This is a genomic window from Knoellia altitudinis, assembly GCF_042666355.1.
Lineage (GTDB): Bacteria > Actinomycetota > Actinomycetes > Actinomycetales > Dermatophilaceae > Knoellia > Knoellia altitudinis.
Genome location: NZ_JBHTDK010000001.1, coordinates 1,095,452 through 1,119,033 on the forward strand (window position 1 = coordinate 1,095,452; position 23,582 = coordinate 1,119,033).

General features: G+C 70.7%; 14 protein-coding genes. 6 read left to right on the forward strand and 8 right to left on the reverse strand.

The window, feature by feature from the left end; all coding sequences use genetic code 11:
- Positions 1–252: 252 nt before the first annotated feature.
- From ACFQW8_RS05195 to ACFQW8_RS05220, 6 genes are all read right to left on the reverse strand, one after another.
- Entirely contained in the window at positions 253–945 is a 693-nt protein-coding gene (locus ACFQW8_RS05195; protein ID WP_380085900.1) for a type II secretion system F family protein, read from the reverse strand.
- Positions 942–1,667, reverse strand: coding sequence for a type II secretion system F family protein (locus ACFQW8_RS05200; RefSeq protein WP_380085901.1), 726 nt, complete (start codon positions 1,665–1,667; stop codon positions 942–944). Before ACFQW8_RS05200 ends, ACFQW8_RS05195 begins: the two co-directional genes overlap by 4 nt.
- Entirely contained in the window at positions 1,664–2,893 is a 1,230-nt protein-coding gene (locus ACFQW8_RS05205; RefSeq protein WP_380085902.1) for a TadA family conjugal transfer-associated ATPase, read from the reverse strand. Before ACFQW8_RS05205 ends, ACFQW8_RS05200 begins: the two co-directional genes overlap by 4 nt.
- Positions 2,890–3,621: a pilus assembly protein FlpE gene (locus ACFQW8_RS05210; protein ID WP_380085903.1), complete on the reverse strand. Its 732-nt coding sequence runs from the start codon at positions 3,619–3,621 to the stop codon at positions 2,890–2,892. Before ACFQW8_RS05210 ends, ACFQW8_RS05205 begins: the two co-directional genes overlap by 4 nt.
- A 568-nt stretch (positions 3,622–4,189) precedes the next feature.
- Positions 4,190–5,050, reverse strand: coding sequence for a Fic family protein (locus tag ACFQW8_RS05215; RefSeq protein WP_380085904.1), 861 nt, complete (start codon positions 5,048–5,050; stop codon positions 4,190–4,192).
- The gene (locus ACFQW8_RS05220) at positions 5,047–5,865 is read right to left on the reverse strand and encodes a thioesterase family protein (protein ID WP_380085905.1); all 819 of its coding nucleotides are present in this window, start codon (positions 5,863–5,865) and stop codon (positions 5,047–5,049) included. The genes ACFQW8_RS05215 and ACFQW8_RS05220 overlap by 4 nt, the downstream gene beginning before the upstream one ends.
- A 76-nt stretch (positions 5,866–5,941) precedes the next feature.
- On the opposite strand from ACFQW8_RS05220, the gene ACFQW8_RS05225 reads away from it, so the two are divergent.
- Complete coding sequence (locus tag ACFQW8_RS05225; RefSeq protein WP_380085906.1) at positions 5,942–7,135, forward strand: sensor histidine kinase; 1,194 nt, start codon at positions 5,942–5,944, stop codon at positions 7,133–7,135.
- 73 nt (positions 7,136–7,208) lie between these two features.
- Here ACFQW8_RS05225 and ACFQW8_RS05230 read toward each other — a convergent pair whose 3' ends face one another.
- The gene (locus tag ACFQW8_RS05230) at positions 7,209–18,278 is read right to left on the reverse strand and encodes a beta strand repeat-containing protein (RefSeq protein WP_380085907.1); all 11,070 of its coding nucleotides are present in this window, start codon (positions 18,276–18,278) and stop codon (positions 7,209–7,211) included.
- Positions 18,279–18,784: 506 nt separating this feature from the next.
- Here ACFQW8_RS05230 and ACFQW8_RS05235 point away from each other — a divergent pair.
- Genes ACFQW8_RS05235 through ACFQW8_RS05245 form a run of 3 tightly spaced genes read left to right on the forward strand, consistent with a single transcriptional unit; the run spans position 18,785 to position 21,535 of the window.
- Complete coding sequence (locus tag ACFQW8_RS05235) at positions 18,785–19,591, forward strand: LytR/AlgR family response regulator transcription factor (RefSeq protein ID WP_380085908.1); 807 nt, start codon at positions 18,785–18,787, stop codon at positions 19,589–19,591.
- Positions 19,591–20,010, forward strand: coding sequence for a hypothetical protein (locus ACFQW8_RS05240; protein WP_380085909.1), 420 nt, complete (start codon positions 19,591–19,593; stop codon positions 20,008–20,010). Before ACFQW8_RS05235 ends, ACFQW8_RS05240 begins: the two co-directional genes overlap by 1 nt.
- A complete protein-coding gene (locus tag ACFQW8_RS05245; RefSeq protein ID WP_380085910.1) occupies positions 20,003–21,535 on the forward strand; it encodes a sodium/solute symporter in 1,533 nt (510 codons plus the stop codon). The genes ACFQW8_RS05240 and ACFQW8_RS05245 overlap by 8 nt, the downstream gene beginning before the upstream one ends.
- Before the next feature lie 24 nt (positions 21,536–21,559).
- Here ACFQW8_RS05245 and ACFQW8_RS05250 read toward each other — a convergent pair whose 3' ends face one another.
- Positions 21,560–22,306 carry a YqjF family protein gene (locus ACFQW8_RS05250; RefSeq protein WP_380085911.1) on the reverse strand — a complete coding sequence of 249 codons (747 nt, stop codon included), beginning with the start codon at positions 22,304–22,306 and terminating at the stop codon, positions 21,560–21,562.
- Positions 22,307–22,448: 142 nt separating this feature from the next.
- Here ACFQW8_RS05250 and ACFQW8_RS05255 point away from each other — a divergent pair, with 142 nt between their 5' ends.
- Positions 22,449–22,934, forward strand: a complete 486-nt coding sequence (locus ACFQW8_RS05255) for a heme-degrading domain-containing protein (RefSeq protein ID WP_380085912.1) — start codon at positions 22,449–22,451, stop codon at positions 22,932–22,934.
- Between the two features lie 277 nt (positions 22,935–23,211).
- Positions 23,212–23,574, forward strand: a complete 363-nt coding sequence (locus tag ACFQW8_RS05260; protein ID WP_380085913.1) for a hypothetical protein — start codon at positions 23,212–23,214, stop codon at positions 23,572–23,574.
- Positions 23,575–23,582: the final 8 nt, after the last annotated feature.

A 23,582-nucleotide genomic window follows, 5' to 3' on the forward strand; every position in this document is an offset into this window, starting at 1 on the left:
GTCATCCCGGTCCTCAGGACCGGAGGTGCTGTGTGGCGTTCGCCACGACCACGTCGGCCGGGCAGGGCTCATGCAGGCATGACCCCACGTCCTCTGCTCGCGAACGTAGGTTGCCGGGCGCGCGAACCACAGAGCGTCTGGGGAAAACTGGGCAGAAGATGGCTCGTGCCGGTCAGGCCCTCTGCGCACGATGGATGCCTCAGTAGGCCTTATGCGCAGAACGCGACCGGGCCAGGATGACTACACCGACCCTCACGATGCGCCCAGACTCGATCTGGCGAGATGGAGCACGACGGGCACCACGGTGGTCCCGACGAACCCTGGCAGGAAGCACGCCCCGAGAGGCAGCACGAGGAGCACTCCGGCCCTTTGCACTCCTGCCTCGACCCGTGACACCTCCTCGCGCCGCATCCGCTCGGCCGCGGCCAGGACGACCCCGGCCGGTGCAGCGCCGGAGCGTTCGGCCGCCTGCCAGGCGAGGGCTGCGGGACGCCACGCCTCTCCCACGTGACGCCAGGCGGTCGCGGCGTCCTGGCCCCACCGATGAGCACTCGCGACGACGCGCAGGTGGTGCGCCACCGCACCATGGACCTGGCCGGCCACCGCCTCGAGGGCCTCGACCGGGCCGAGCCCTGCACGCATCGCGAGCGCACAGAGCACCAGGGCGTCCGCCGCCTCGTCGACCGTCACGGTCGTGCCCTCGGCCAGAGCGCTCGCGCCCTCCGCCCGGGCGTCCTCCGCCCGGGCGCCGTCCGCCGGGGCGCTCCCGCCCTCCGCAGGGAGGGTCCGGCCGCCCGCCGACCCGTCCGCAGGGCCAGCCGATGAGCCGGGGAGGTCCCCGGTGGAGTCGGGGAGCTCTGGAGGGGCGGCCGACGACTTCCGTCCCGGCGGCCACAGCAGACACGCCAGCATGAGGCACGTCAGGGCGACCACCAGCGGGGTCATGAGATCTCCGCCGGTCGCAGGGCCCGTCGCAGGACCGTCCGGGACCAGAACCACCCGAGGCCGGTGAGCCCCAGGCCGACCGTCGCCGCCGCGAGGGCGGGCGTGGACCCATAGACCTCCAGCACCGGGAACCCGAGCACCACGGCGACAAGGGGCCCACTCAGCGGCAGCAGGGTGAGGAGCCACATCGAGGCCCGTGGACCGGCTGCGAGGACCGTGCGCCTGTCGTCGCTGGCCGTGCGTTCACGCAGCACTGCCGCAGACACGCGGGCGGCTGGTGCCGCAGCGACACCGAACTCGTCGGTCAGCTGCCAAGCAGCGCCGAGGAAGGCGAGGTCGCGGTCCCCCTCGGCAGCGTCACGCAGGCAGCCGCCCACCCCGTGCCCGTGCGCCTGAGCGTCGGCGATGCGAGCAGCGAGATCGGCGAACTCTGCGCTCCTGGCGGCAGAACCACCCACCTCGCAGGCGAGCCGGGCGGCCTCTGCGGCGGGCAGACCCGCATCGAGACCCACCGCCGACAGCTCGGCGAAGTCAGCGACCCAACCCCGGCGCTCCCGGCGGAACTGCACCTCCCGTGACAGCAGGGCACGCACCCTGACGGACAGGGCGCCGGCATCCGGGGCAGGTCCAGCGCCCCCGGGCCAGCCGGTCCGCGGCACCGGTCGACCCCGTGGCCAGAGGAAGATCGCCATGACCAGCAGGAGGACCAGCAGCGCCATCATGCGACGTCCCGATGACCCGGAGCCGGCGCTGCGGCGTCGGGCAAGGCACCCACCGCGCTGAGGAGAGCGTCGAGCTGGGCGGCTCCGGGCCCGCGACGCACGACGAAACCACCATCCACCGGGGCCCCGGCCACGACATGAGCCTCGTCGACCACGACCTCCGACCCGGTCCAGCGGGTCACGCCGACTCCCTGCACGAAGCGCACCGAACCCACACGCGTGACGTCGATGACGACCTGGATCGCCCCTCGCAGCTGCGCATGGACCGCCTCCCGGCCGAGCCCGGCCAGCGCTCCGAGAGCCTCCAGCCTCGCGGGCAGCTCCTCGAGGCCGTTGGCGTGCACCGTGCCGGCACCGCCGTCGTGTCCTGTGTTGAGAGCCGCCAACATCTCGCGCACCTCGGCACCCCGGACCTCGCCGACGACGAGTCGATCGGGGCGCATGCGGAGGGCCTGCCGCACCAGGTCGACCATCGTCACTGCGCCGACGCCCTCGACGTTGGGCATGCGGCCCTGGAGACGGACGACGTGGGGATGTGCCGGAGCGAGCTCCCTGACGTCCTCGACCACGACGATGCGCTCGTCCGGCGCACACTCGGACAGGAGCGCCCCGAGCACGGTCGTCTTGCCTGCCCCCGTGCCACCGACCACGACGAACGACGCCCGGGCTGCGACGACCCGGCGCAGCACGTCCGCGAGCTCGCCACCCACGGCTCCCAGACGGACGAGCCCGTCGACGCCCACCGGCTGGTGTCGTGGCACCCGCAGGCTGAGGTGCGTGCCTGACTCGGCGAGCGGCGGCAGGATGGCGTGCAGCCGTACCCCGCCGGGCAGGACGCCGTCGACCCACGGCTGGGACTCGTCAAGGCGTCGCCGGGCCAGTCCCGCGAGCCGCGTGGCCAGGGCCCGGGCGGCTGCGGCGTCCAGCCTCACCCCCGTCTCCTCGACTCCCCCACCCCGGTCGACCCAGACCGCGCCGTCCCCGTTGACGAGCACGTCCGTCACCGAGGCCTGGGTGATCCACGGCTCCAGCGGCCCGAAGCCCAGGACCTGCTCACGCAGCAACGCGCTTTCGATGGCGGCACCCTCGACGCCGAGCTCGACGACCGCTCCGGTGACACCGGCAATGGCCGACGCATCGGGTCCCCGACCCTCACGGATCGCCTCCTCGATGCCCGGCCACCGCGACGCACCTGCACCCGCCCCGACACCCGCACCCGCACTCACGCCGCGCCCACAGAAAGATGATCGACGAGGTCGAGAACCACCCGGTCTGCGCTGTCCCGCAGTGCTCCTCGCAGGCCTGGCCACTCACCCCGCTCGCCGTCACGGAGCACTCTGGCGTCGGTGCGCAGGTGAGCGAGATGCGCGGCGCCCAGGTGCTCGAGGACCTCATCGAGCTCGGGTGCGATGCCACCTGACGAGCGGGTCACCAACCCGAGGCGCGCACCGGCCAGTTCGCCGACATCGCGGATCAAGGCCTCCGTGTCGGCCAGCCGACGGGCCTGCAACCCGGACACCACGTGGACGGCCTCGGCCCCCTCGATCAGCGACTCCGCCACGGAGGTGAGCCCGGGCAGGTCCACGACGACGGGCACCACACCGCGCATGGACGCGACGACGTCGAGCACCACTGAGTCAGGGACCGCGCCACCGCGCCCGCCGGCCGACAGCACCGGCACCTCACCACACGGCAGGGCAGCGATGAGTCGCGCGCACGACGTCGTCCCCCGCAGCCGCGCGAGGTCGGGCCAGCGCAGGCCGGGCACGTGCTCCGTGCCGCACGTCATGTCGAGGCCACCACCCCGGACGTCACCGTCGACGAGGACGCATTCGCCCAGGTGCAGGGACAGGCGGCGAGCCAGGGCCGCCGCCCAGGTCGACGCACCCAGGCCGCCACTGGCACCGAGCACCACGACGAGCGGAGTCGCCAGAGGAGAGGACGAAGAAGTCATGCCCCCGACCGTCGCCGGAGGACCCGGCCGCGCACCACCCGGTCGAGCCGATCTGTGGACAGAACGACCCGGCATACCTGCCCTGTGGACAGTCGCGCAGCCGAACTGCCCGGGGACAGGCGACGGCCCCGGTCGGGGGGATGACCGGGGCCGTCGGGCGGGCCAAGCCCCGGGGGGGAGAGGCTGGACCACCCGTCGCTACGACCCCGAAGGGGAGCGATGCCACCATCGTTGCTGATCGATCGTTCGCACGCAAGGTGAACATTGAAACTCGCACCAAATGACCATTCAACTACCACCCGGACACGAGCCGATGACCACACCCGACGACGATGACGCCCCCGAGGGAGGGGGCGTCATCCGCCGCGAGCGTGTCCGGCGACCAAGCGTGCGTTCCTGTGCCGTCGTATCGGGTCAAGCCCGAACAGACCGGTCCATCAGTGGACTGCCCTCGCGTGGGTACCTGTTGCGTCTCGCGGTTGATCTGGGTCTCGGGTGGTTCCGCAAGGCCTGCCCGACAGGTCCTGTCTACTCCCCCACGGAGTGCGCCACAAGACTTGACATTTCGTCAGGTGCGCCGTCCGGCGAGCACGGCGTCGGCGATCACCTCGCCTTCGGCCGCACCGGCGACGATCGCGTCGCAGCAGTGCGTGAGCCACAGACCGACGCCTGCGGCGTCACCCCGGGTGTATGCCGTGAGCCCACCGAGGTAGGCCGGCCCACCTCCCGTGCCGTGCCCGGCTTCGGGGACGGCGACCCCGGTCGGGTCGAGGCCGCCGGCCTGGATGACGGCGCGCTCGACGGCCCGTGCGACGACGCCGTTTCCGCGGGTGAAGGGTCGGGCGGTGACGATCTCGGCGTGGGCAAGGGCGGCGACGACGGGCACGGGCAGGGTCGAGGCGCTGGCCAGGAGCTCGACGACGCGCAGGAGCCGCTCGCGTGCCTCCGTGGCCGGCGGCGCTGGGCCGATCTCGACGAACTCACGGCAGTCCTCGCCGTCACGTCGTGGCCGACCCAGCTCGTCGTCGGGGACGAGCCCGGCCGCGGCCGCGGTGTGCAGCCGGGCGAGCGCCTGCATCGGTGCGGTGAGGACGACCGGGCGCAGGCGTTCGGTCTCCGCGGTGGCCGCGACGACGCCACGCATGACCTGCTCGACCGGGTCGGGGTCGTCGTGCCACGTGACCGCTCCGCGCATGAGGTCGCGGACGATGTCGACGGACAGGCGGGCACCGTCGAGCTCACCGCTTGCCCAAGCGCCGCGAACCCGCGACTCCGCAGCGGCTTCAGGGATGCGTCGGCGCAGCGCGTTGTGCCAGCGCAGCTGGGTGCAGGCCTGCCGGGCCGCGTCGATCTTCTCGGGCATGCCAGGCAGGGAGGCGAGGGCGTTGACGGCCGAGGTGAGCTGGGCAGGACTGTCGGACAACGTCATTCGCCCTTCACGCTGTCTCGTGCAGACGGCATACGCACGCCTGCGAGCTGACGCGACTGCGCGACGACACGGTCGCGCGAGTCCCACACGACGGCGTCCTCCTCGAAGAGGCCACCGATGACGTTGCGGGTCGTGATCCGCATCCGCAGCCACCCCGGCGCGGGGCGTGAGCGGATGTGCCCGGAGAAGGCGATCGTCGGTGCCCACCCGAGCGCGCCGAAGGTGAACGTCACCGGCGGCATCGCGTCGAGGAAGAACGGGAGCGACGCCACATCGGGTTCCCGGCCGTCGGCGAACCGGATCCAGGCCCGCATCTCGCCATCCCGCGCCGGCTGGCCCATGGCCCACCCGACGGTGGCGGGGTCGATGCGCAGGTCGATGCGGTCGAGCAGCGCGATCTTCTCGGCGAAACCACCGCGGGCGGCCGGGACGCACTGCCCCGGGTCGGGCAGCTCGGGAGGCGCTTCCTGGAGGTGCACGGGGTCGCTGTGGGCGTCGAGGTCGGCGAACGTCGCCGTATGCCGCAGGCGCACCGCGTCGTCCTGGCTCACCGTGACCTCGGCGGTCGAGAACGAACGGCCCACGCGCAGGATCTCGGTCTCGACGGTCGCTGGTCCCGGCTGGGCGGCGGCGAGGAAGGTCGCGCTGAAGGCGACGACGTCGGGGTGGCTGCCCTCCGCCCGCATCGCCTCGGAGGCGGCCCGGGTGGCGAGAGCCATGAGGACTCCCCCGTTGACTGCCTCGCCGATGACCCACCCGTCGGGAAGCTCGGCGACGCCGTCGGAGAGGTGCAGGACATCGTCGAACTCAGTCATGCGCCGAGCGTATGTCGTGGGCTCGGCGTGTTCGGGGGTGGTGTGGCGCGGGCCGCAGCGGCCCTAGGCTCGCGGCATGTCGCCCTCGTTCCACGTCCCCACCGCCGTGGTCGTGGCAGGCGCGATGCTGCTGCTCGGCCTGGGCGTGTGGCTCGCGGGGCGTGGCCGGCGTCGCGGCTTCCTGTCGACGGTCGACCGGGTGACCTACGCGACGTTGCACACCGCCTCGCTCGCCTCGCGCCACCTCGCCGACGGGCTCACTCCCGAGGGTGCCGACCGCGCCGGCAAGCACCTGCTCGCCATCCTCGGCGCCAGGTCCGTGGCGATCTGCGACGCCTCGGGGCTCCTGGCCTGGACCGGACCCGGCGACCACCACTCCGACGACGCGCACGGGCACGCCGCGGCCACCCGCACCTCGGGGGCGTCCACGGTCCTCGGCGGTGGCGAGATCACCTGCAGCGACCCCGACTGCCCGATCCGGTCCGCCGTCACGGCCCCGCTCATCGCCGACGAACGCGTCGTCGGGACGCTCACGGCATACGCCCCGACGGCGTCGGCCGGCCTGGCCCAGGCCACCGGCGAGCTCGCCCGCTGGGTGTCGGCGGAGCTCGACGTCGCCGAGCTCGGTCGCGCGCGCACCCGCGCCATGGAGGCCGAGCTGCGTGCCCTGCGCGCCCAGATCAGCCCGCACTTCATCTACAACTCGCTCGGCGCCATTGCGTCGTTCGTGCGCACCGACCCCGAGCGGGCCCGTGAGCTGCTGCTCGAGTTCGCCGACTTCACCCGCTACGCGCTGCGCCAGGGCGGGCCGTTCACGACGCTCGCCGAGGAGCTGCGCAACGTCGAGCGCTACCTCGTGCTCGAGCAGGCCCGGTTCGGTGACCGTCTCCAGGTCTCACTCCTCATCGCCCCCGAGGTGCTGCCGGTGCACGTGCCCTATCTCGCGGTGCAACCGTTGGTGGAGAACGCCGTTCGTCACGGTCTCGCCACCAAGGAGGGCGTCGGCCACGTGACGATCACGGCGTCCGACCAGGGGTCCGAGGCCGAGATCTCCATCGAGGACGACGGCGTCGGGACCTCGCCGGACCTCGTCCAGCGCATCCTCGACGGCCAGTCGCGCGCCGACTCCGTGGGCCTGGGCAACGTCGACGCCCGGCTGCGTCAGGTCTACGGCGACGAGTTCGGACTCGTCGTCGAGACCGCGGTCGGGGCCGGGACGCGCGTCAGCTTCCGGATCCCGAAGTACGCACCGGGGGTCCACGCGGACTAGGACGGCGGATGCCGCGCGCGACAGCTTGCGCTGCCGGCGCGGCCTCCGCCTCCTCCTGTGCTCGCGCTGCCCGTCAGTACCCCGCGCAGGCGTTCGCGTTGTCGAAGTGGCCGGGTGTCGTCGGGTAGGCGCTGCCGGTCCCGTGGGCCTTGCCGTCGGCGTTGTAGACGAGCGCCAGCTCGTCGTAGGCCGACGTGCCGGGCGTCACGACATCCGCCGTCGCACCCGCTCCACCCGGTCGACCAGCTCCGTTGCCGGTCGCCCAGGTCCGCAGGAAGTCCTCCACCGCCGGGGCCGGGACCCTGACGTCGGTGAACCCGCCGTAAGCGGCGTTGCAGTGGCTCCACAGGTTGTAGACGCCGGACCAGTCGATGAGCCGGTCACCGTTGTGCGGACCGTTGTTGGACAGGTCACCCTGCATCACGTCGCGGTCCCAGCCGCCGTAGACCCAGTCGACACCCTGGTGGTGCTGGTTGTTGCCCAGGGTCTCGCTGCTCGCCTCGACGTCGTCAGCGCGGTCGGTCATCTCGAACCAGGAGCAGGGGTCGGTCGTCCCGTCCTTCTGGGTCGTGACGGGCGCCGTGCTCGTGCTGCACGTCCGGCCGGTGAAGGTCGCACCCGTGCCATAGGCGCCACGCGGCCGCCAGTCGAGGACGTCCTGGTCCTTGCCGCCGGCGAGGTGGTCGATGAACTCACCGTTCACGCCGGAGTCGGCCAGGCACGCCGCGTCCGTGTAGGTGCAGACCTTGCCGGCCCCACCCCACATCACGTCGTTGCCGCGACCACCGAACATCGAGTCACCGCCGGAGTCACCGTTGGCGAGGTCGTCGCCGGCGCCCGCGTGGATCGAGTCGTGCCCAGCGCCACCGCGGATCCGGTCGACGCCACCGAAGGCGATCCCGTTCAGGGGCATCGAGGTGCTGAGCGCACCCCCGACGAAGTCGGTGCCGTTGACGTCGTGGAGCAGGTCGGCCTCGCGGCTCACCGAGCCGCTGAGACGCGTCACCATGGTGACGGCCGGAGGCATGGTGAGGGTGGTGGTGGTCGAGCGTGACCCGCTCTCATACCTGTTCTGTATGCCGCCTCGGTCACCGAGGATCGCGTCCTCGCCGTCCTCGCCGAAGAGGGAGTCCGCGCCGAGCTCGCCATAGAGGTCGTCGTCGTCCGCGCCACCTCGGATGGTGTCGCCACCGTCCTGTCCGTAGAGCACGTCCTGGCCGGCGTCACCGAAGACGGCGTCCGCGCCGAAGGCTCCGGTCACCTCACAGGTGGACGTCGCCGCGGTCCCGGTGGTCGGGCAGAAGCGCGTCGAGGTTGCGCTGCCGCCGGCGACCCGGACCTTGGCCTGACCGAGGCGCGAGGCACCGTAGCGCGGCGTGTAGACGCGGTCCGTCGTGCCGCCGTCGACCACGCGCTGGATGGCGCCGTTGTCGCCGACCACGAAGTCGTCGTTGCCGTCACCGCGGATCGTGTCGTTGCCGTCGCGGTAGCCCTGGCGACCCCAGCCACCGGTCAGGTCGTCCTGACCTGCGGTGACGGGCTCCCCATCGACCACAGGCGTGGACCAGGCCGCGCCGGCCGGAGCGGGCACGATCTCGGAGGCGTCCAGTGCCACGTCGCCGTGGATGCTGTCCGCGCCGCCGTCGCCCTCGACGTAGTCGTCGTCGCCGCCGCCGCTGATCCGGTCGTTGCCGTCCTGACCGAAGATCACGTCGACGCCGTCCTGACCAGACAGTGCGTCACCCGCGGAGTGCGTGGCGTTCGCAGCTGCAGGAGCCGGACCGACGAGGTCGTGGAACGTCACTCCTCGAGACGGGACGAGAGCGGTCTGCGTCGCGTTGGCCCGGATGGTGCGCCAGTCGCGCTCCGCCGTGGGCCGGTTGAGCAGGCTGTTGTCGCCCATGATCAGGTCGGAGCCAGCGCCGCCGTAGACGTCGTCGGCGCCGTCCGGCTGACCGACCTGGCCCGTGCTGGTCGTGGAGCTGCCTGCCGAGGAGCCACCGACGACGTCGTCGTCCTCGGTGCCACCGATGACGAGGTCGGAGCTCTGCCCGCCCTCGGCGTAGTCGGCTCCGGCACCGGCGTCGGCGCGGTCGGCGCCGCCCTGGCCCAGGAGCACGTCGTTGTCGGCGGCGCCGGTGATCGTGTCCGGACCGGAGGTGCCGGCAACGGGGGTGTCGCCGAGGTCGTAGGGCAGGACCGTGCGCTGCGTGGCGACCCGGTTGAAGGTCAGCAGCGTGGCGGGCGAGACTGGCGGTGTCGTGACGGGTCGGGTGAGCGAACCGTTGTCACCCAGCACGACGTCCTCACCGGCGTCGCCGGCAAGAGTGTCGCCGCCGTCCGGCTGGCCGATCGTCGCTGGCGCGGCACCGGACACGGGGGTGTAGGAGCCACCGACGACGTCGTCGTCACCTGCGTCTCCGTGCACGAGGTCGACACCGGGGCCGCCCTCGCCGTAGTCCGCCGCGTCGCCGAGGGAGACGTCGTCGTTCCCGCGCTGGGCGAAGACGACGTCGGCGTCCTTGCCGGCCACGATGAGGTCGTCGCCGGCCACGCCGGTCGGGGAGCCGGAGCCCTCGTCCGCGAGGTCGACCGAGCGCGTCGTGGTGATCCCGCGGCCCGCCATGACGGCGTGCGCAGTCCCACCACGCGTCACCGCGGCGTTGTCGCCGGTGATGACGTCCTGGCCGTCGTCACCGTTGAGGGTGTCGCCGGCGTCCGGCTGGCCGGCCTCGCCGGAGGCCGTGGTGAAGGAGCCACCGACGACGTCGTCGTCCTGGGCACCTCCGGTGACGGAGTCAGTGTCAGGGCCGCCCTCGCCGTAGTCGGCTCCGTCACCGAGCGTGACGGTGTCGTTCCCGCGCTGGGCGAAGACGACGTCGACCTCGTTGCCGGCGTCGATGACGTCGTTGCCGGACACGTCGGTCGGGGACCCGGCGGACTCGTCCGCGAGGTTGACCCCGCGGGTCGTGGTGAGGCCGCGGCCCGCCATCACAGCGTGTGCAGTCCCGCCACGGGTCACCGCGGCGTTGTCGCCGGTGATGACGTCCTGGCCCTCGCCACCGTTGAGGCGGTCACCTGTGTCGGGACGACCCTGCTCGGTGCCGGAGGCCAGCTGCGAGGAGCCACCGATGACGTCGTCGTCGCCGGCCTCGCCGGAGATGCCGTCGGAGCCGGGGTTGCCCTCGGCGAGGTCGTTGCCGAGGCCGCCGTAGACCGTGTCGCCGGCGAGACCGCCGTAGGCGCGGTCGTCGTCGTCGCCGGCGACGAGGTAGTCGCCGCCACCGAGGGTGGCGTCGGTCGAACCGAGGTCGGCCGGGTAGGGCTGGTCGGCAAGGACGTCGCTCGTCGCGTTGTCGCCGACGAGCACGTCGGCGCCACCGGCGCCCAGGAGGACGTCGCCGGTGTCGGCGGACCCGGCGGCGGAGGTGCCGCCGAGCAGCACGTCGGCCCCGGTGCCGCCGTCGACCCAGTCGGAGCCGGCGTTGCCCTGGAGGCGGTCGGTGCCATCGCTGCCGTAGAGGGAGTCGGCGCCGGTGTTGCCATAGACCTGGTCGGAGCCGGCCTCACCGTAGGCCTGGTCGTCACCGCTGCCACCGAACACGAGGTCGGCGTCGTCGCCGGCGTAGAGGTGGTCGGAGCCGCTGTTGCCGCAGACGCGGTCGGCGGCACCGGAGGTGTAGGCCCAGTCGGCCCCGCCTCCGGCGTTGACGACGTCGACACCGGTGCCACCGAGGATGAGGTCGGCCGCATCCGCAGAGACGGTCGTCTCGCCCGGCTGGGCGCTCACCGGGCTGGACTGCACGTCGCAGGCGTCGACGGAGGTGTCACCGAAGATCGTCGACGGGCCGTCGGAACCATAGATGCGGTCGCTGCCGGTGCCGCCGACGAGCAGCTTGGTGCTCGGTCCCGCATCGGGCAGGACGGCCACGTCGCGGGCTGCGCCGAGGACGTCGGTGATGGCGCCGGGGCCACTGACCGTGGCCGGAGCGGCCACGACGTAGTCGTCCCCCGGGCCACCGTAGATCTTGTCCGAGCCCTTGCCGCCGGTGAGGACGTCGGCCGCGCCGCCACCGAAGACCGTCGCCGTCTGCGTCGTGGTCGACGCCGTGGTGACGAAGTCGAGGCCGTTGGAGCCGTAGACGGTGTCGGACCCGGTGCCGGTGCTGACCGTGTTGGAGTCCGTGTCAGCGTCACCGGAACCCGCGTCGGTCTCGGTGATGGCGGCATACGTTCCGGTGTAGACGGTGTCGGTGGCCGAGCCGCTCTTGAGCACGTCACTGCCGGCGCCGCCGACGATGACCGAGCCCTTGGCGCGGTAGAGCGCCTCCTTCTCGGCGGACCCGCCGGTCGTCCCGGCCTTGATCCCCGCAGAGTCGGCGAGCGGGCTGTCGTTCGCGGTGCCGATGGTGTCGGCGCCGCCGTTGCCGGAGAGTCGGACCTGGCCGAGTCCGGCCGCGATCTGGTCGGCGCCCGAGCCCGTCGGGTTCGCCTTGTAGAAGTCGGCGTCAGCGGCGTCGGTGAGGGTGGAGTCGACCCGCACGGCGTCCTTCAGCGTGACCGAACCGGCCTTGTCGGGCGACAGGGCAACGCTGGGCGAGGAGACCTCGTAGTCCAGCGACGCGTCACCCGTCACGACGTTGTTGCCGTTGCCGACGGTGATCGCGTCCGCGCCCTCGCCGCCGGCGACGTGCGCCACGCCCGAGTCCGCGGCGGACGCGAGATCGGTGCGGTCGAGGGTGGTGATCGTGTCGACGCCCTTGCCGCCGTCGACCCACGAGGTGCCGACACCGGTGCGGATGACGTCGTCCGCGTCGCTGCCGAAGACGACGGCAGCCTTGGTGAACGGTTTGGTCTCCGCGCCCTCGACCGGCGGCTGACCACCCGTGAAGCTCACGGTGAGGGGCGCGGAGGTCCCGCGTCCGTCGACGACGACGGTCGAGATCGCGGTGTCACCAGAGTCCGGGAAGGTCTCGGTGAGCCCGAGTCCGCGGACCTCGATGACGGCCGGCTGCTGCACCTTGTCCTCGTCCAGGTAGGTCGGCACCTGACGGATGACCCACGTCTCGGGCTTGTCGGTCGCACCCCACGGAGCGCCACGCTCGGCGTTGGTGCCGAACTTGCCGGCGAAGACGTAGAGCGTCGTCCCGGTCTGGCCGGCGAGCCTCGGCGGTGCCGGCTCGCAGTCCGGCTTGAGACTGAAGTCGAGGAGCTTGATGTTGATGAGCGTGAAGTCGAAGCTCACCGAGAACGGGCTGAACCCGAGGGTGACGAAGACCTTGATGTAGAGAGAGAGCTCTCCTGAGACGTTGAACAGACAGATCGGGTTGATCGCCACAGCGCGCCCGAACTCGAAGAGCCGGAACTTGCCGTCGTTGTTCGGGTCGTTCCAGTAGAAGCCGACGGTGAGCCGGACGCCGCCGACCACCCCGACCTCGATGATCGCGAGGGACACCGAGGCGCCTGCCTCGAGGTAGCCCGTGAACTGGACGACCGGGATCGGCTTGCCGGTCTGGTCGACCGTCTTGAAGTAGAGGCTGTCGAGGATCTCGGCGGCGCCCTTGCCCTCGATCGCGCGGCGGATGCCGTAGGTGTCGAACCCGGCGGCGATCCGCATCGAGACCGAGGCTCCACCACCGATGACCATCATGACCGGCGGCGGTGCATAGATCGGGCCGAAGGACTTCTGGAACTGGAAGCCGAGGGTGAGCGGGCCGCTGTCGAACTCGACGAGCGGGATGTCGCCACCGGAGATGAGGTCGAAGACCTTGGTCGGGTCGTCGAGGACCGGGAAGGACAGGCCGGCGAGGGCCCGCTTCGCCGTGTTCGACATCCGGCCCGACGCGTCCTTGGCCGCGACCTGCTGGGCGGGCGTCTTGCCTGCGACGTCAGGAGCCACCTCCTTCGCGGCGATCATCGACGTGGCGTTGCCGGCCGACACACGGGTCGTCGTCACTGCCGCGCCCGACAGGGTGAAGCTGCCGAGGTTGACGCCGCAGGCGCCCTTGGGCGAGTCCGGGCAGTTGACGTTCTTGAGGAAGTCCTTCGTCGTCTTGATGGCGTCGAGGAAGGGCTTGATCTTCGGGCCCCCGGCAACGGTGCTGAACGTCTCGGCGAGGGTCGCGATCGTGATCGGCTGACCACCGGCCGCCGTCGAGAGGTCGGAGATGACCGGCATGGGCGTGAAGATCGTGTCCAGCACGGGTTGCAGGGGCTTTGTCGCGTCGACGACCTGCTGGAGGTAGGGCTTGAGCGCCTTGCCGAAGAACGCTCCGGCATCCAGGGTGACTCTGTCGAACCTGACGAGAAGGGCGGCCGCGTTCTTCTTCGGGTCCTTGCTCGTCGTCGCGCCGAAGGCCCACTGGAGGACGAAGTCGGTCGAGATACCGGGCAGGGCTGCCCCGGCCGTGCCCTCGAGGTGCCAGCCGATGTCGACCTTGGCCTCGAGGTTGACGGTGATCGCGTCGGCGACGCGGGTGCGGGCGATGTCGGCGAGCTTGAGCTTGCCGTCCTTGCCCTTGATGTCGATGCCGAAGGAGCCGACGAACTCGGGCCGGGTGTGCTTCTTCGAGACGTTGACCTCGATGATCGACAGCTGCGCCGTGAGCGCGGTCGTGTCGATGGGGGCGTCGAGCTTGAGGGCGGCACCGACGGCGAGCTCGTTCTGCGTCGAGGTGTCGACATAGAAGCCCTCGGTGCGGCTCATGACCACCGTGAGCGACAGGCGCCAGCCGACGTCGCCGGTGATCTTCCCGGAGTCACCGGTCTGCAGCGACAGCCCGGGGATGCCGAGGTCGACGGGCAGCTCGGCGCCGAAGCAGTCGTTCTTGCCGTCGGCGGCGTCGACACAACCCTTGTCGCCGGACACGACGCCCTGGCCCATGGTGAGGCCGAGGCTCACACCGTCGACCTTCTGGACGGGGGTGTCGTCAGGGCACGCGGTGGGGGGCAGGAGCGGGTTCGTCAGCGCGGGCGAGTAGGCCGTCGCCGGAGGCGTCGCCGTGTGGTCGTCGTACGTGGCGACGGCACCGACGGAGGCGATGAGGCGATAGGCCGAGGCCAGGGGTGTGGTCGCGCCGGTCTGGGGCGCCCGGATGACCTCGTAGCCGGTCGCGCCGACCGCCTTGGTCCACGTGACGGTGTTGAACTTGCCGCTCGGGCCGGCGGTGAGGGTGGCGGCGTTCTTCACGACGGCGGTGGCCGCCGACGGGACGGAACGCTTGAGCGGGTCCGTGCCCTGGGCGAAGGTCGAGACGACCTTGTAGACGTACTGCGTCGTGTCGGCCTCGACGGCGTTCTTGGGCGTGGCCGCCGGTGCCGTCGGGGGCAGGAGAGTGAGCTTGCAGGTGAAGTCGACCTTGATCCCCGACGAGCCGCCGACGACGACCCCGAGCTTCTCGGAGAGCGTCTCGGTGAGCAGCTTCTTGGCCGGACCGACCTGGCTGATGTCCCCGTTGGCCTCGACGAAGAGTGCGAGGTCCTCGCGGACCTTCCCCATGAAGTCGGCACCGGCCTGGAGGTCCTTGCCCACGATGGGCATCTCGCCTCCGTTGGACGCGGTCCGCAGCGCGGTCTCGGAGTAGAACATGTACTGCTGGACACCTTCGAGGAGCGAGCCGAACTTGAAGGCGCCGTTCTCGAGGATGTTCTTGATCTCCTGCGGGTAGGTGACCTCCGTCGAAGCACCGGTGAAGAGGTCCGCGAGGCTGTCCTCCTGCGCGCCGAGCGTCGTCGTCACCTCGAGGGGACCGGTGACCTTCGCGCCGTTGGCCCACAGCGGGAACTCGGCGCAGACGACCTGGTCGTCCTTGTCGCAGGCGTCGCCGCCGCTGACTGCGAGGTCGAAGCCGTCGGTGAAGAAGTCCGCGATCGACGGGTCGTCCTCGGTCGTCGCACCGGTCGCCTTGACGGCGAAGCCGGCGTGCACCGAGCCTCGGTTGCCGTCGCTGTCACGGCCGAGCTCGAGGCTGATCGGACCGAGGTTGGCGCCGAAGAACGCGTTGTCCGCGCCGACCTTGGCCGTGAAGTCCACCTCGGACCAGTCCTTGTCGACCTTCGTGTTGTCGATCGGGCTCAACATCGCGGCCGCGGTGAGCGGCAGGTAGAGGCGCAGCTTGACGGTGCCGCTCGCCTGCACGCTCAGCTCGCCGCCACTGGACAGACCGATGACGTCGAGGTCCTCACCGAGGGAGAGGCTGACCGGCTGGGTCACCTCGTAGTCGCGCGCCCACGAGAGGTCGAGCCTCAGCTGCTCGTCGCCGCCGTCGTTCTTCGCGAGACCGAAGTCGATCGTCGAGCCGTTGCCGAGAGAGGCCTCGGCCATCGCCAGGGTGTCCTGGAGGGTGTCCGGCGTCATGGCGCTCAGGACGTGCACGGCTCCGAGGAGCTCGTTCTCGACGAGGTATGGGGTGTTGTCCACCGGCGTGCTGGGGAGCTGGGGCGCGAGGTCGAGGGTCGTGCCGTCCGCGTCGACGATCGTCGCGAGGGTCGAGCCGACGACGATCTGGCGGCCGATGAACTCCGGTGTGAAGGCGGCCTTCGGGTCGGTGAGGACAGTGACGGCAGGGCCGCCGTCGACGCCGGCACGGTCGGCATACTTGGCGGATCCGCTGGCGCCGGCTCCGATGAGCTGGCTCACCGAGGACCCCACGAAGGGGATCGGGGTGTCGAGCCCGCCGCCGGTCATCGTCGTGAGGTCGGCGCCCGCGCCCTCAAGGGCTCCGCGCACCGCACCGAAGAGCGACGTCGGCTCGAGCTCCTTGTCGAGGGCGTCCTTGATGTTGAGGGCCTTGAGGAGGTCCGCGCGGTCCTCGTCGTCGGCCGCGACGGTGACCTCGCCCGCGTCGATGCCGTCGGCGAGGGCGTCGACCGTGGCAGTCAGGGTGATGCTCGTCGAGTCGGGGTTCTCCTCGTCCTCCGCGTCGCTGAAGGCGGTCGGGGCGTCGGGCACGGTGATGTCGAGGTTCGCCTCGACGGTGCCACCGAGGGTCCGCTTGAAGACGTCTGCGGTGGAGGCCGAGGTGCGCACCGTCTGCTGGCGCACCTGCTCGACGAACTCGGGGACGGGGACGTCACCGGTCTTCGTCAGGGCGAGGGTCTGGAGGTGGCCGGAGGGGACCGTCAGCGCGACGTCGCCGGTGATGTCGAGGGCCAGGAAGCCGCTCGTGGTGCTGATCTGCACCGGTGAGGTGATGGCCGCGTCGGCGACGAGGAGGTCGCGGGTGGTCTGGCGGAGCATGACGCGGTCGGCCGGGAGCGGCAGGGAGGTGATGATGCGCGCGAGCCCGGAGTCGTCGATCTGCTTGAAGGGGCACGGGGCGGTGCCGGTGCCGGGGTCGCAGTCGAGGACGAGCTCGTTGGCCGCGTTCGTGTACTTCTCGGGGGCCCTGAGGTCGAGGACCATCGGCAGGGTGACGATGACGTCGGGAGTGATCTTCGCGGTCGAGACCTCGGCGTTGGCGCCGGCGACTCCGATCCTCGTCTTGAGCACGTCGGCGAACTGCGGGGCGCCGGTCTTGGGGTCGGCCGCCTCGATCGCGAAGAGCGTGCCGTCCACGGGGAGGCCGCCGGTCCAGCCGTCGTCGGTGAGGGTGAGGGTGGTCCCGCTGTCGATCGTGGCGACCGTCGCGGTCGACGTGCCGGCGGTGACCTTGCGGCCCGCGAGAAGCGCGGCGCCGTCGTTCTTCGGACCGTTGAGGTCGACACCCGAGGCGGTGAGACCCGTGGCGGTGTATGCCGTGCCCGTGCCGGAGGTCGCCGCGCCGAGCGGGTTGAGCTCGAGGTCGGTCTTCCCACCGCGGGTCGTGACGATGGTGAAGTTGACCTTGCTCGTCCCCGGGTCGAAGGTCGCGGCCTCCTTGCCGTCGCCGTCATCCTTGTCCAGGACCTCGATGGACCAACCGGAGTCGGCGTACTCCGCCGCGTCGAGGGCGGCGAGCATGTCCTGGAGGGAGGCGAACTTCGGCTGACCGGGGGTCTGGTCGTCGGGGTCGGCGTCCGGCACCTGGTCGGCGAGGAAGGTCTTGATGCCGCCGACGGCGTCAATGGCGTTCGACAGCGATCCGCGCATGAGCGGCAGGTCTCCGTCGCCGGCGTTCTGCATGCCGAGGACGGCTGAGGCCGCCTGCGAGAGCGAGGCCGCGAGGTCGCGCGGGGTCATGTTGAGGAACGGCTTCGCGGCATCCGGCACGACGGCCGTCACCAGCGGCGCCTCGAAGGTGGCCGGCGAGGCCGAGGTCAGGGTCACGGTCGTGCCGACGCTCGGGAGCCCGGCGACCCGGTCGTTGGCCCGGGGCTTGGCCTCGAGGCTGCCGGCCAGGGTGCCCACCTGCGTGGCGGTGACGATGCCGGTGCCCGCACCGTCGGCGGCGAGCTCCCCGTCGTCGGTCGCGGCGGTGGTGGGGTTGTCGAAGGCGAGCGACCCGGCGGCGTCGTTGTCGGGGTTGGCCCAGCTCGTCGTGACGGTGCTCTCGAGGTGGTAGTCCGCCGTGTTGTCACCGGCGGCGCCGGAGACGGAGACCCCGAGGATGCCCAGGCCGGCGTTCATCGTCGTGTCCGAGGGCAGGTCGCCGATGGTCGCGATGGTCAGCGACGGCTTGGTGAGGACGGCCTGGCCGCCGGTAACGACGAAGGTGAACGAGCCGGTGAGGGTGCCGACGACGGAGATGCCGTCACCGCTCGACAGGCTGATGGTGCCGTCGGCGTCCCGGATGTCGAGACCGGCAGTGCGCTTGACCTCGCGGGTGAAGCCGACGGTCAGGGAGCCGTCGGTCGGCATGCTGGAGGTGAAGTTCCACTCGCCGCCGTCCGCGTCCTCGACGTAGTCCTCGACGTCCCCGAGCGTCTCCTGGGTGCCGAAGTCCTCGAGCACTCCGCCGGCCCCCAGCGCCGAGGAGAAGGCGTCCTTGAGCCCGACCGACTCGGCCGGGGTGACCGCCAGGGTCGGCAGCTGCCGGGACAGGGCGGTGCTCGAGGCCACCTGCGGCAGGAAGTCCGAGGCGAGCCGGTCGAACAGGGCGCTCACCGCCGTGGTCGCGGCGTCGGGCCCGGCGGCTTGCGCGGATGGTGCCACCGCGATCCCCAGGGTCCCGAACATGGCGACGGTGACGGTGGACGCGAGAGCAGATCTGCGCAGAGCAAGCACGTGAATTCCCCGACGTGAGGGCTCGGGGTCGTGACTGACCCTGAGTGGCGGCGCCTACCGGAATCGGTAGCCGATATGGTGCCGGTCCTTCACCTCAAGGATCGTCATCATCGGGTGATCCCAACAGCACTCGCTAGCCACCCAGGGAGCACATTCCCACTCGGCAACGGGCGCCCGAAATGACCCATCGTGACTATGTTTACTAGTCACTAACCTGTGAACGGCGTCCTGGTGACCGGGAGGGCGCATCCCTGCAGGTCCAGGACATGTTCCCAGCTGCGCTTCACGACCAGAGGCGTGCCCGCGTCGTCCTCCCGACCCGGCATCTGGTCAGGAATGGCCAGTCCGCTCAACACCACGGTGGGGGCATGAAAGGCGTGGCCCGACTGCTCGACCGGCAGGGACCACGGCCTGGGTCTCCCGCAGCCGAGACCAGCCGGGAGGGGACGGTGAGAGGTCCTTCCGCGGGGGGCGGTCCAGGGGACTGCCATGGCTATCCTCGGTCCATGGCCAATGACGGCTCCCTGCGCGCCCTCGTGGTGGACGACGAGCTCCCCGCCCTCTCCGAGGTGCGCTTCCTGCTCGACGCCGACACCCGCATCGGTTCGGTCCTCACCGCGACGAGCGGCACCGAGGCGCTCCAGATGCTCGAGTCACACGACATCGACGTGATCTTCAGCGACATCTCTATGCCGGGCCTGGACGGCATGGCGCTCGGTCGGGTCCTCGCTCGTTTTGCCTCTCCCCCGCAGCTCGTCTTCGTCACGGCCCACGAGCAGCACGCGGTCGACGCCTTCGCCCTCGCTGCAACGGATTACGTCATGAAGCCGGTGCGTGGCGAGCGTCTCGCCGAAGCCGTCCGTCGCGTCGTGGCGAAGCAGGACGAAGCAGGTATGCCGCCCGCTCCGGGAGGCGAGACCGGCGCACCTTCCGCTTCGGCTGGGTCTGCCGGCGGCGCGGCGGCAGTCCCCGAGGACGAGACGATCCCCGTGGAGCTCGGGGGCGTCACCCGCTTCATCACGCGCTCGCAGATCCGCTACGCCCAGGCGTCCGGCGACTACGCCCGGCTCCACACCCCAGAGGGCAGCCACCTTGTGCGCATCCCCCTCGCCGTCCTCGAGGAGAAGTGGGCCGAGCACGGCTTCATCCGCATCCACCGGTCCACCCTCGTGGCACTCCCGCACGTCACCGAGGTCCGGATGGACCACGGACGGTGCTCGGTCGTCATCGGTGACGTCGAATTGCAGGTGAGCAGACGGCATACGCGACAGCTCCGGGACGTCCTGCTGAGGCGACCCGGCACGGGAGCCTGATGACGCCCGAGCGGTCCGGTGTGCCGCAACGGGTGCGGGTCACGAGCTCGCGACGGTCGGCGGTGTCTGCGGTGACCGCGCACGCCCGGGTGCTGGCGAGCGACCTCGACGAGCAGACCGAGCTGGGCGACGTCTACATCGACGGGCTGCGACGGGCGCAGCTGCGGTTGGCGCTCACGGTGCTGGCGCTCATGTCGGCGGCGATCGGCGGGTTCCCGCTGCTGCTGACGCTCGTGCCGTCGACGCGGACGATGACGCTGGCCGGGATCCCGTTCCCGTGGCTCGTGCTCGGCGTGCTCGTCTATCCGGAGACGTGGTTGCTGGCGCGGGGCTATGTGCGCCAGGCGGAGCGGATCGAGTCGGAGTTCGCCGACATCGTCGGGCCTGGGGGCGAAGGTCGGGAGGGGCGCCATGGCTGACGCGTTCTCGATCATCGCGGTCGGCCTCGTGTGCTTCACGACGATCGCCGTCGGGGCGTTGGGGCTGCGGCTGTCGCGGCGGACCTCGGACTTCTATGTCGCCGGGCGGACGGTGTCGCCGAGGCTCAACGCGAGTGCGATCTCGGGTGAATACCTCTCTGCCGCTTCGTTCCTGGGCGTTGCCGGGCTGATCTATGACCAGGGCGTCGACCTCCTGTGGCTGCCGGTGGGCTACACGCTGGGCTACCTGGTGTTGCTCGTCATGGTGGCGGCGCCGATGCGTCGGTCCGGGGCCTACACGTTGCCCGACTTCGCCGAGGCGCGGCTGGGGTCTGTTTTGGTGAGGCGGTTGGCTGCTGTGCTGGTCGTGGCGATCGGCTGGATGTACCTCGTGCCGCAGTTCCAGGGCGCGTCGCTCGCGCTGCAGCTCGTGACGGGGGCGCCGCAGTGGGTCGGGTCTCTGGTGGTGGCGGTGGTCGTGGCGATCGCCGTCGGGGCCGGTGGGATGCGGTCGATCACGTTCGTCCAGGCGATGCAGTACTGGATCAAGCTCACCTGTCTGGCGGTGCCGGCGTTCGTGCTCATCGCGCTGTGGATGCGTTCTGGCGGTGGGGCGCCCGCCGTGTCGCAGGCGTGGTCGCAGCCGTTCGTGGCGGACTCGCCGGACGACCACCCGTTCTATCGGACGGCGTCGATGATGCTGGCGCTGTGTCTCGGGACGATGGGGCTGCCGCACGTGCTGGTGCGCTACTACACGAACCCCGACGGGGTGGCGGCGCGGCGCACGACGGTCTCGGTCGTGGCCCTGTTGGGCGTCTTCTATCTCCTGCCACCCGTGTATGCCGTGCTCGGCCGTCTGCACCTGCCGTCACTGCCGCCGGGCGTGCGGTCCGACACGATCGTCATCCAGCTGCCGGCCCGGGTGGTCGATGGGCTGGGCGCGGACCTGCTGACGGCGATGCTGGCCGGTGGGGCGTTCGCTGCGCTGCTGTCGACGGCGTCGGGGTTGGCGATGTCGGTGACGGGCGTGCTGCACCAGGAGTTCCTGCGGCCTCGCCTGTCGCGGCTCACCGGTGGGGACGCGTTCGGGTTCGGAGGCTTCCGGGTGGCGGCCGTGGCCGCTGTGGCTGTGCCGTTCATCGTGGCGCGGTTCGTCGAGCAGATCGGTATTGCGACAACGGTGGGCTTCGCGTTCTCGTTGGCGGCGGCGACGTTCGCACCGCTGTTGATCCTTGGCGTGTGGTGGCGGCGGTTGAGTCGGGCCGGGGCAGTGGCAGGGCTGGTCGTTGGGGCACTGGCGGCGACATCGGCTGCGGTGACGACCTACGCCGCTGGGCCGTTGGACGGCTGGGCCGGGGCGTTGCTCGCGAACCCCGCGGCCTGGTGCACGCCCTTGGCCTTCGCGACGGCGATCATCGTCTCCCTCGCGACCCCAGCCACCATCCCCCGCGACACCGCGCGGCTCATGGTCAGGCTCCACACCCCCGAAAAGGTCCACCTGGCCCGAAGCCGCCTCACCGACTGAGTTCCTGCTCGGGCGAGCGGGCGGTCAGCGGACGTTGGCCGATCGAGGGAAGGCGAAGTTGGTCCGCACCCCGGGACTGAACGCCACATGGTCGGGCGGTCGGGTGCTGAGGCCGGGCAGGCCCACCGACGCCACCAGCTCGTCATCGAGAGCAAGCACCTCGGCGTCATGCATCGGCCAGACCTCGTGGTGGTTGGGCACGTACAACGTCCGGCCCCATTGGCGCACGTGCAGTCCCCAGCGTGCGCTGAGGAATTCGTCGAGCTCGGTGCTCTGGCGCCGTGCTCCGGCACGGACGACCACGTGGCTCTTTGGTCGCGTCCCTGGCCGGCGCAGGCGGGCGTCATACGAGTGCACGTCGCCGCTCACACCGTAGCGCATCCGGGCCCAGCGGTAGGGCAGCCCGAATGCCCCGCGGGCGCCGACCACGACCGCCGCCCGGTCTGTGTCGAGGCTGAGGAAGACAATGCCGCGCCGCCCCGTTTCGTCGACCGAGTAGAGCCGCACGTTGGTCTCCAGGAACGACCCCAGCCAAGGCACACCCGGACCGCTCGCGATTCCAGCACCGACCATCCGGAACGGGATCAGGCCGACGTAGGTGACGCCGTCGAGGGTGTCGGGTCGGACGCCGGGCGGCATCCGGTGCGCGACCATGGCCGGGTCAATGGCCCAGTGCAGGAACGTCAGGTCCCGCCAGCTCTGGTTCATCATCACGCGCCCGGTCAGGGCGGACGCCTCCGGGGAGACGGGGTCGACACGTGGGTCGTTCACACCTCCACCCTAGGCAGCCGGGCTATACCCGCCCGCGGCACAGGTGCGTGGTCGCCAAGGAGGCCGCACGTTGGGCACGGCGTAGCCTTCATCAAGGCGCTCACGAACGCGCGGCGCAGCCCATCGGGAAGAACGGAAAGCGATGCCAGCACAGGACTCCTGGCCCACAGTGGACGACCTGCTTCGGGAGGAGTCCGAGCTAATGCTTCCGGCCCTGACGGAGAAGGTGGCGTACGACCTGGGTCGGCGCGCGACGGACGCCGCTTGGGACGAGGGTCTCACTGTCGTGGTCGGCATCTGGCGAGGTGAACACCAGCTGTTCCACGCGGCCCTCCCGGGCTCAACCCAGGACAACGACGAGTGGTTGCAGCGCAAGGGTCGAACAGTCAGGCGCTTCGAGCATTCATCTCTCTACATGGGGCAGCTCTGCCGGGACGCCAACACCACGCTGTCCGAGAAGTTCCTGCTCCCCACCTCGGAGTACGCCGCGCACGGCGGCGCAGTCCCGCTCCGCGTTGACGGCGCTGGCTTCGTCGGCTGGATGGGCGTCTCAGGTTTGCCACAGCTGGACGACCACAAGTTCGTGGCCCGAATCCTCCGAAAGCACCTGGGCGCCACGATCCAGTAGTCGCGACGTCACATGAGTTGCCTCGGGCCCACGTGGCCACGGCGTGCGCCTGTGCTGTTCGGCTCTGGGCTGCGGTCGGTCAGTGCGCCGGAACTGCAACCGCGTCCTACCGCCCAGAGTGTGCCTCAGCCCCTCGCCTCCACTGCGATCGGCCATGGCTAGCACTTTCCGCTGTTGGCGGCTAGGTAGCTACGGGTGCAAAGCCAGCGAGGAGCGCGCCAGAGTGAAGCAGCGGCAGCAGCCTCCGCCATACTTGGTTCGGCAAGAGCAAGTTTGAATGCACACCCGCCTCCCCGACCGCGACAGGAAGCCGAGTTCTCTAGTGGAGATCATCATTGAAGAGCCCCTGAAGAACTGGCTGCGAAAGAAGGCCAAGGAGATGTGGTCTGGTTGGTCTCACCCGGACTATGTGGCAATTCGCGTGAACGAGGATGCGCCAGGTTATGACTACGACATCCTCTTCGACAACGGTGACTACTCGACACAGGCGTGGGGCAAGCCAGGAATTGTCCCGGAGGGCGATCGGATGTACGTGACCGAAGACAACTACGTGGTCATCCCTTCAAAGCACCTAAGGGAGATTGACCCACGTTGGCTAAAGAAGGTTCGGCGCTGCCCGGCACCTTCGGATTTGCTGTGATTGGCCGC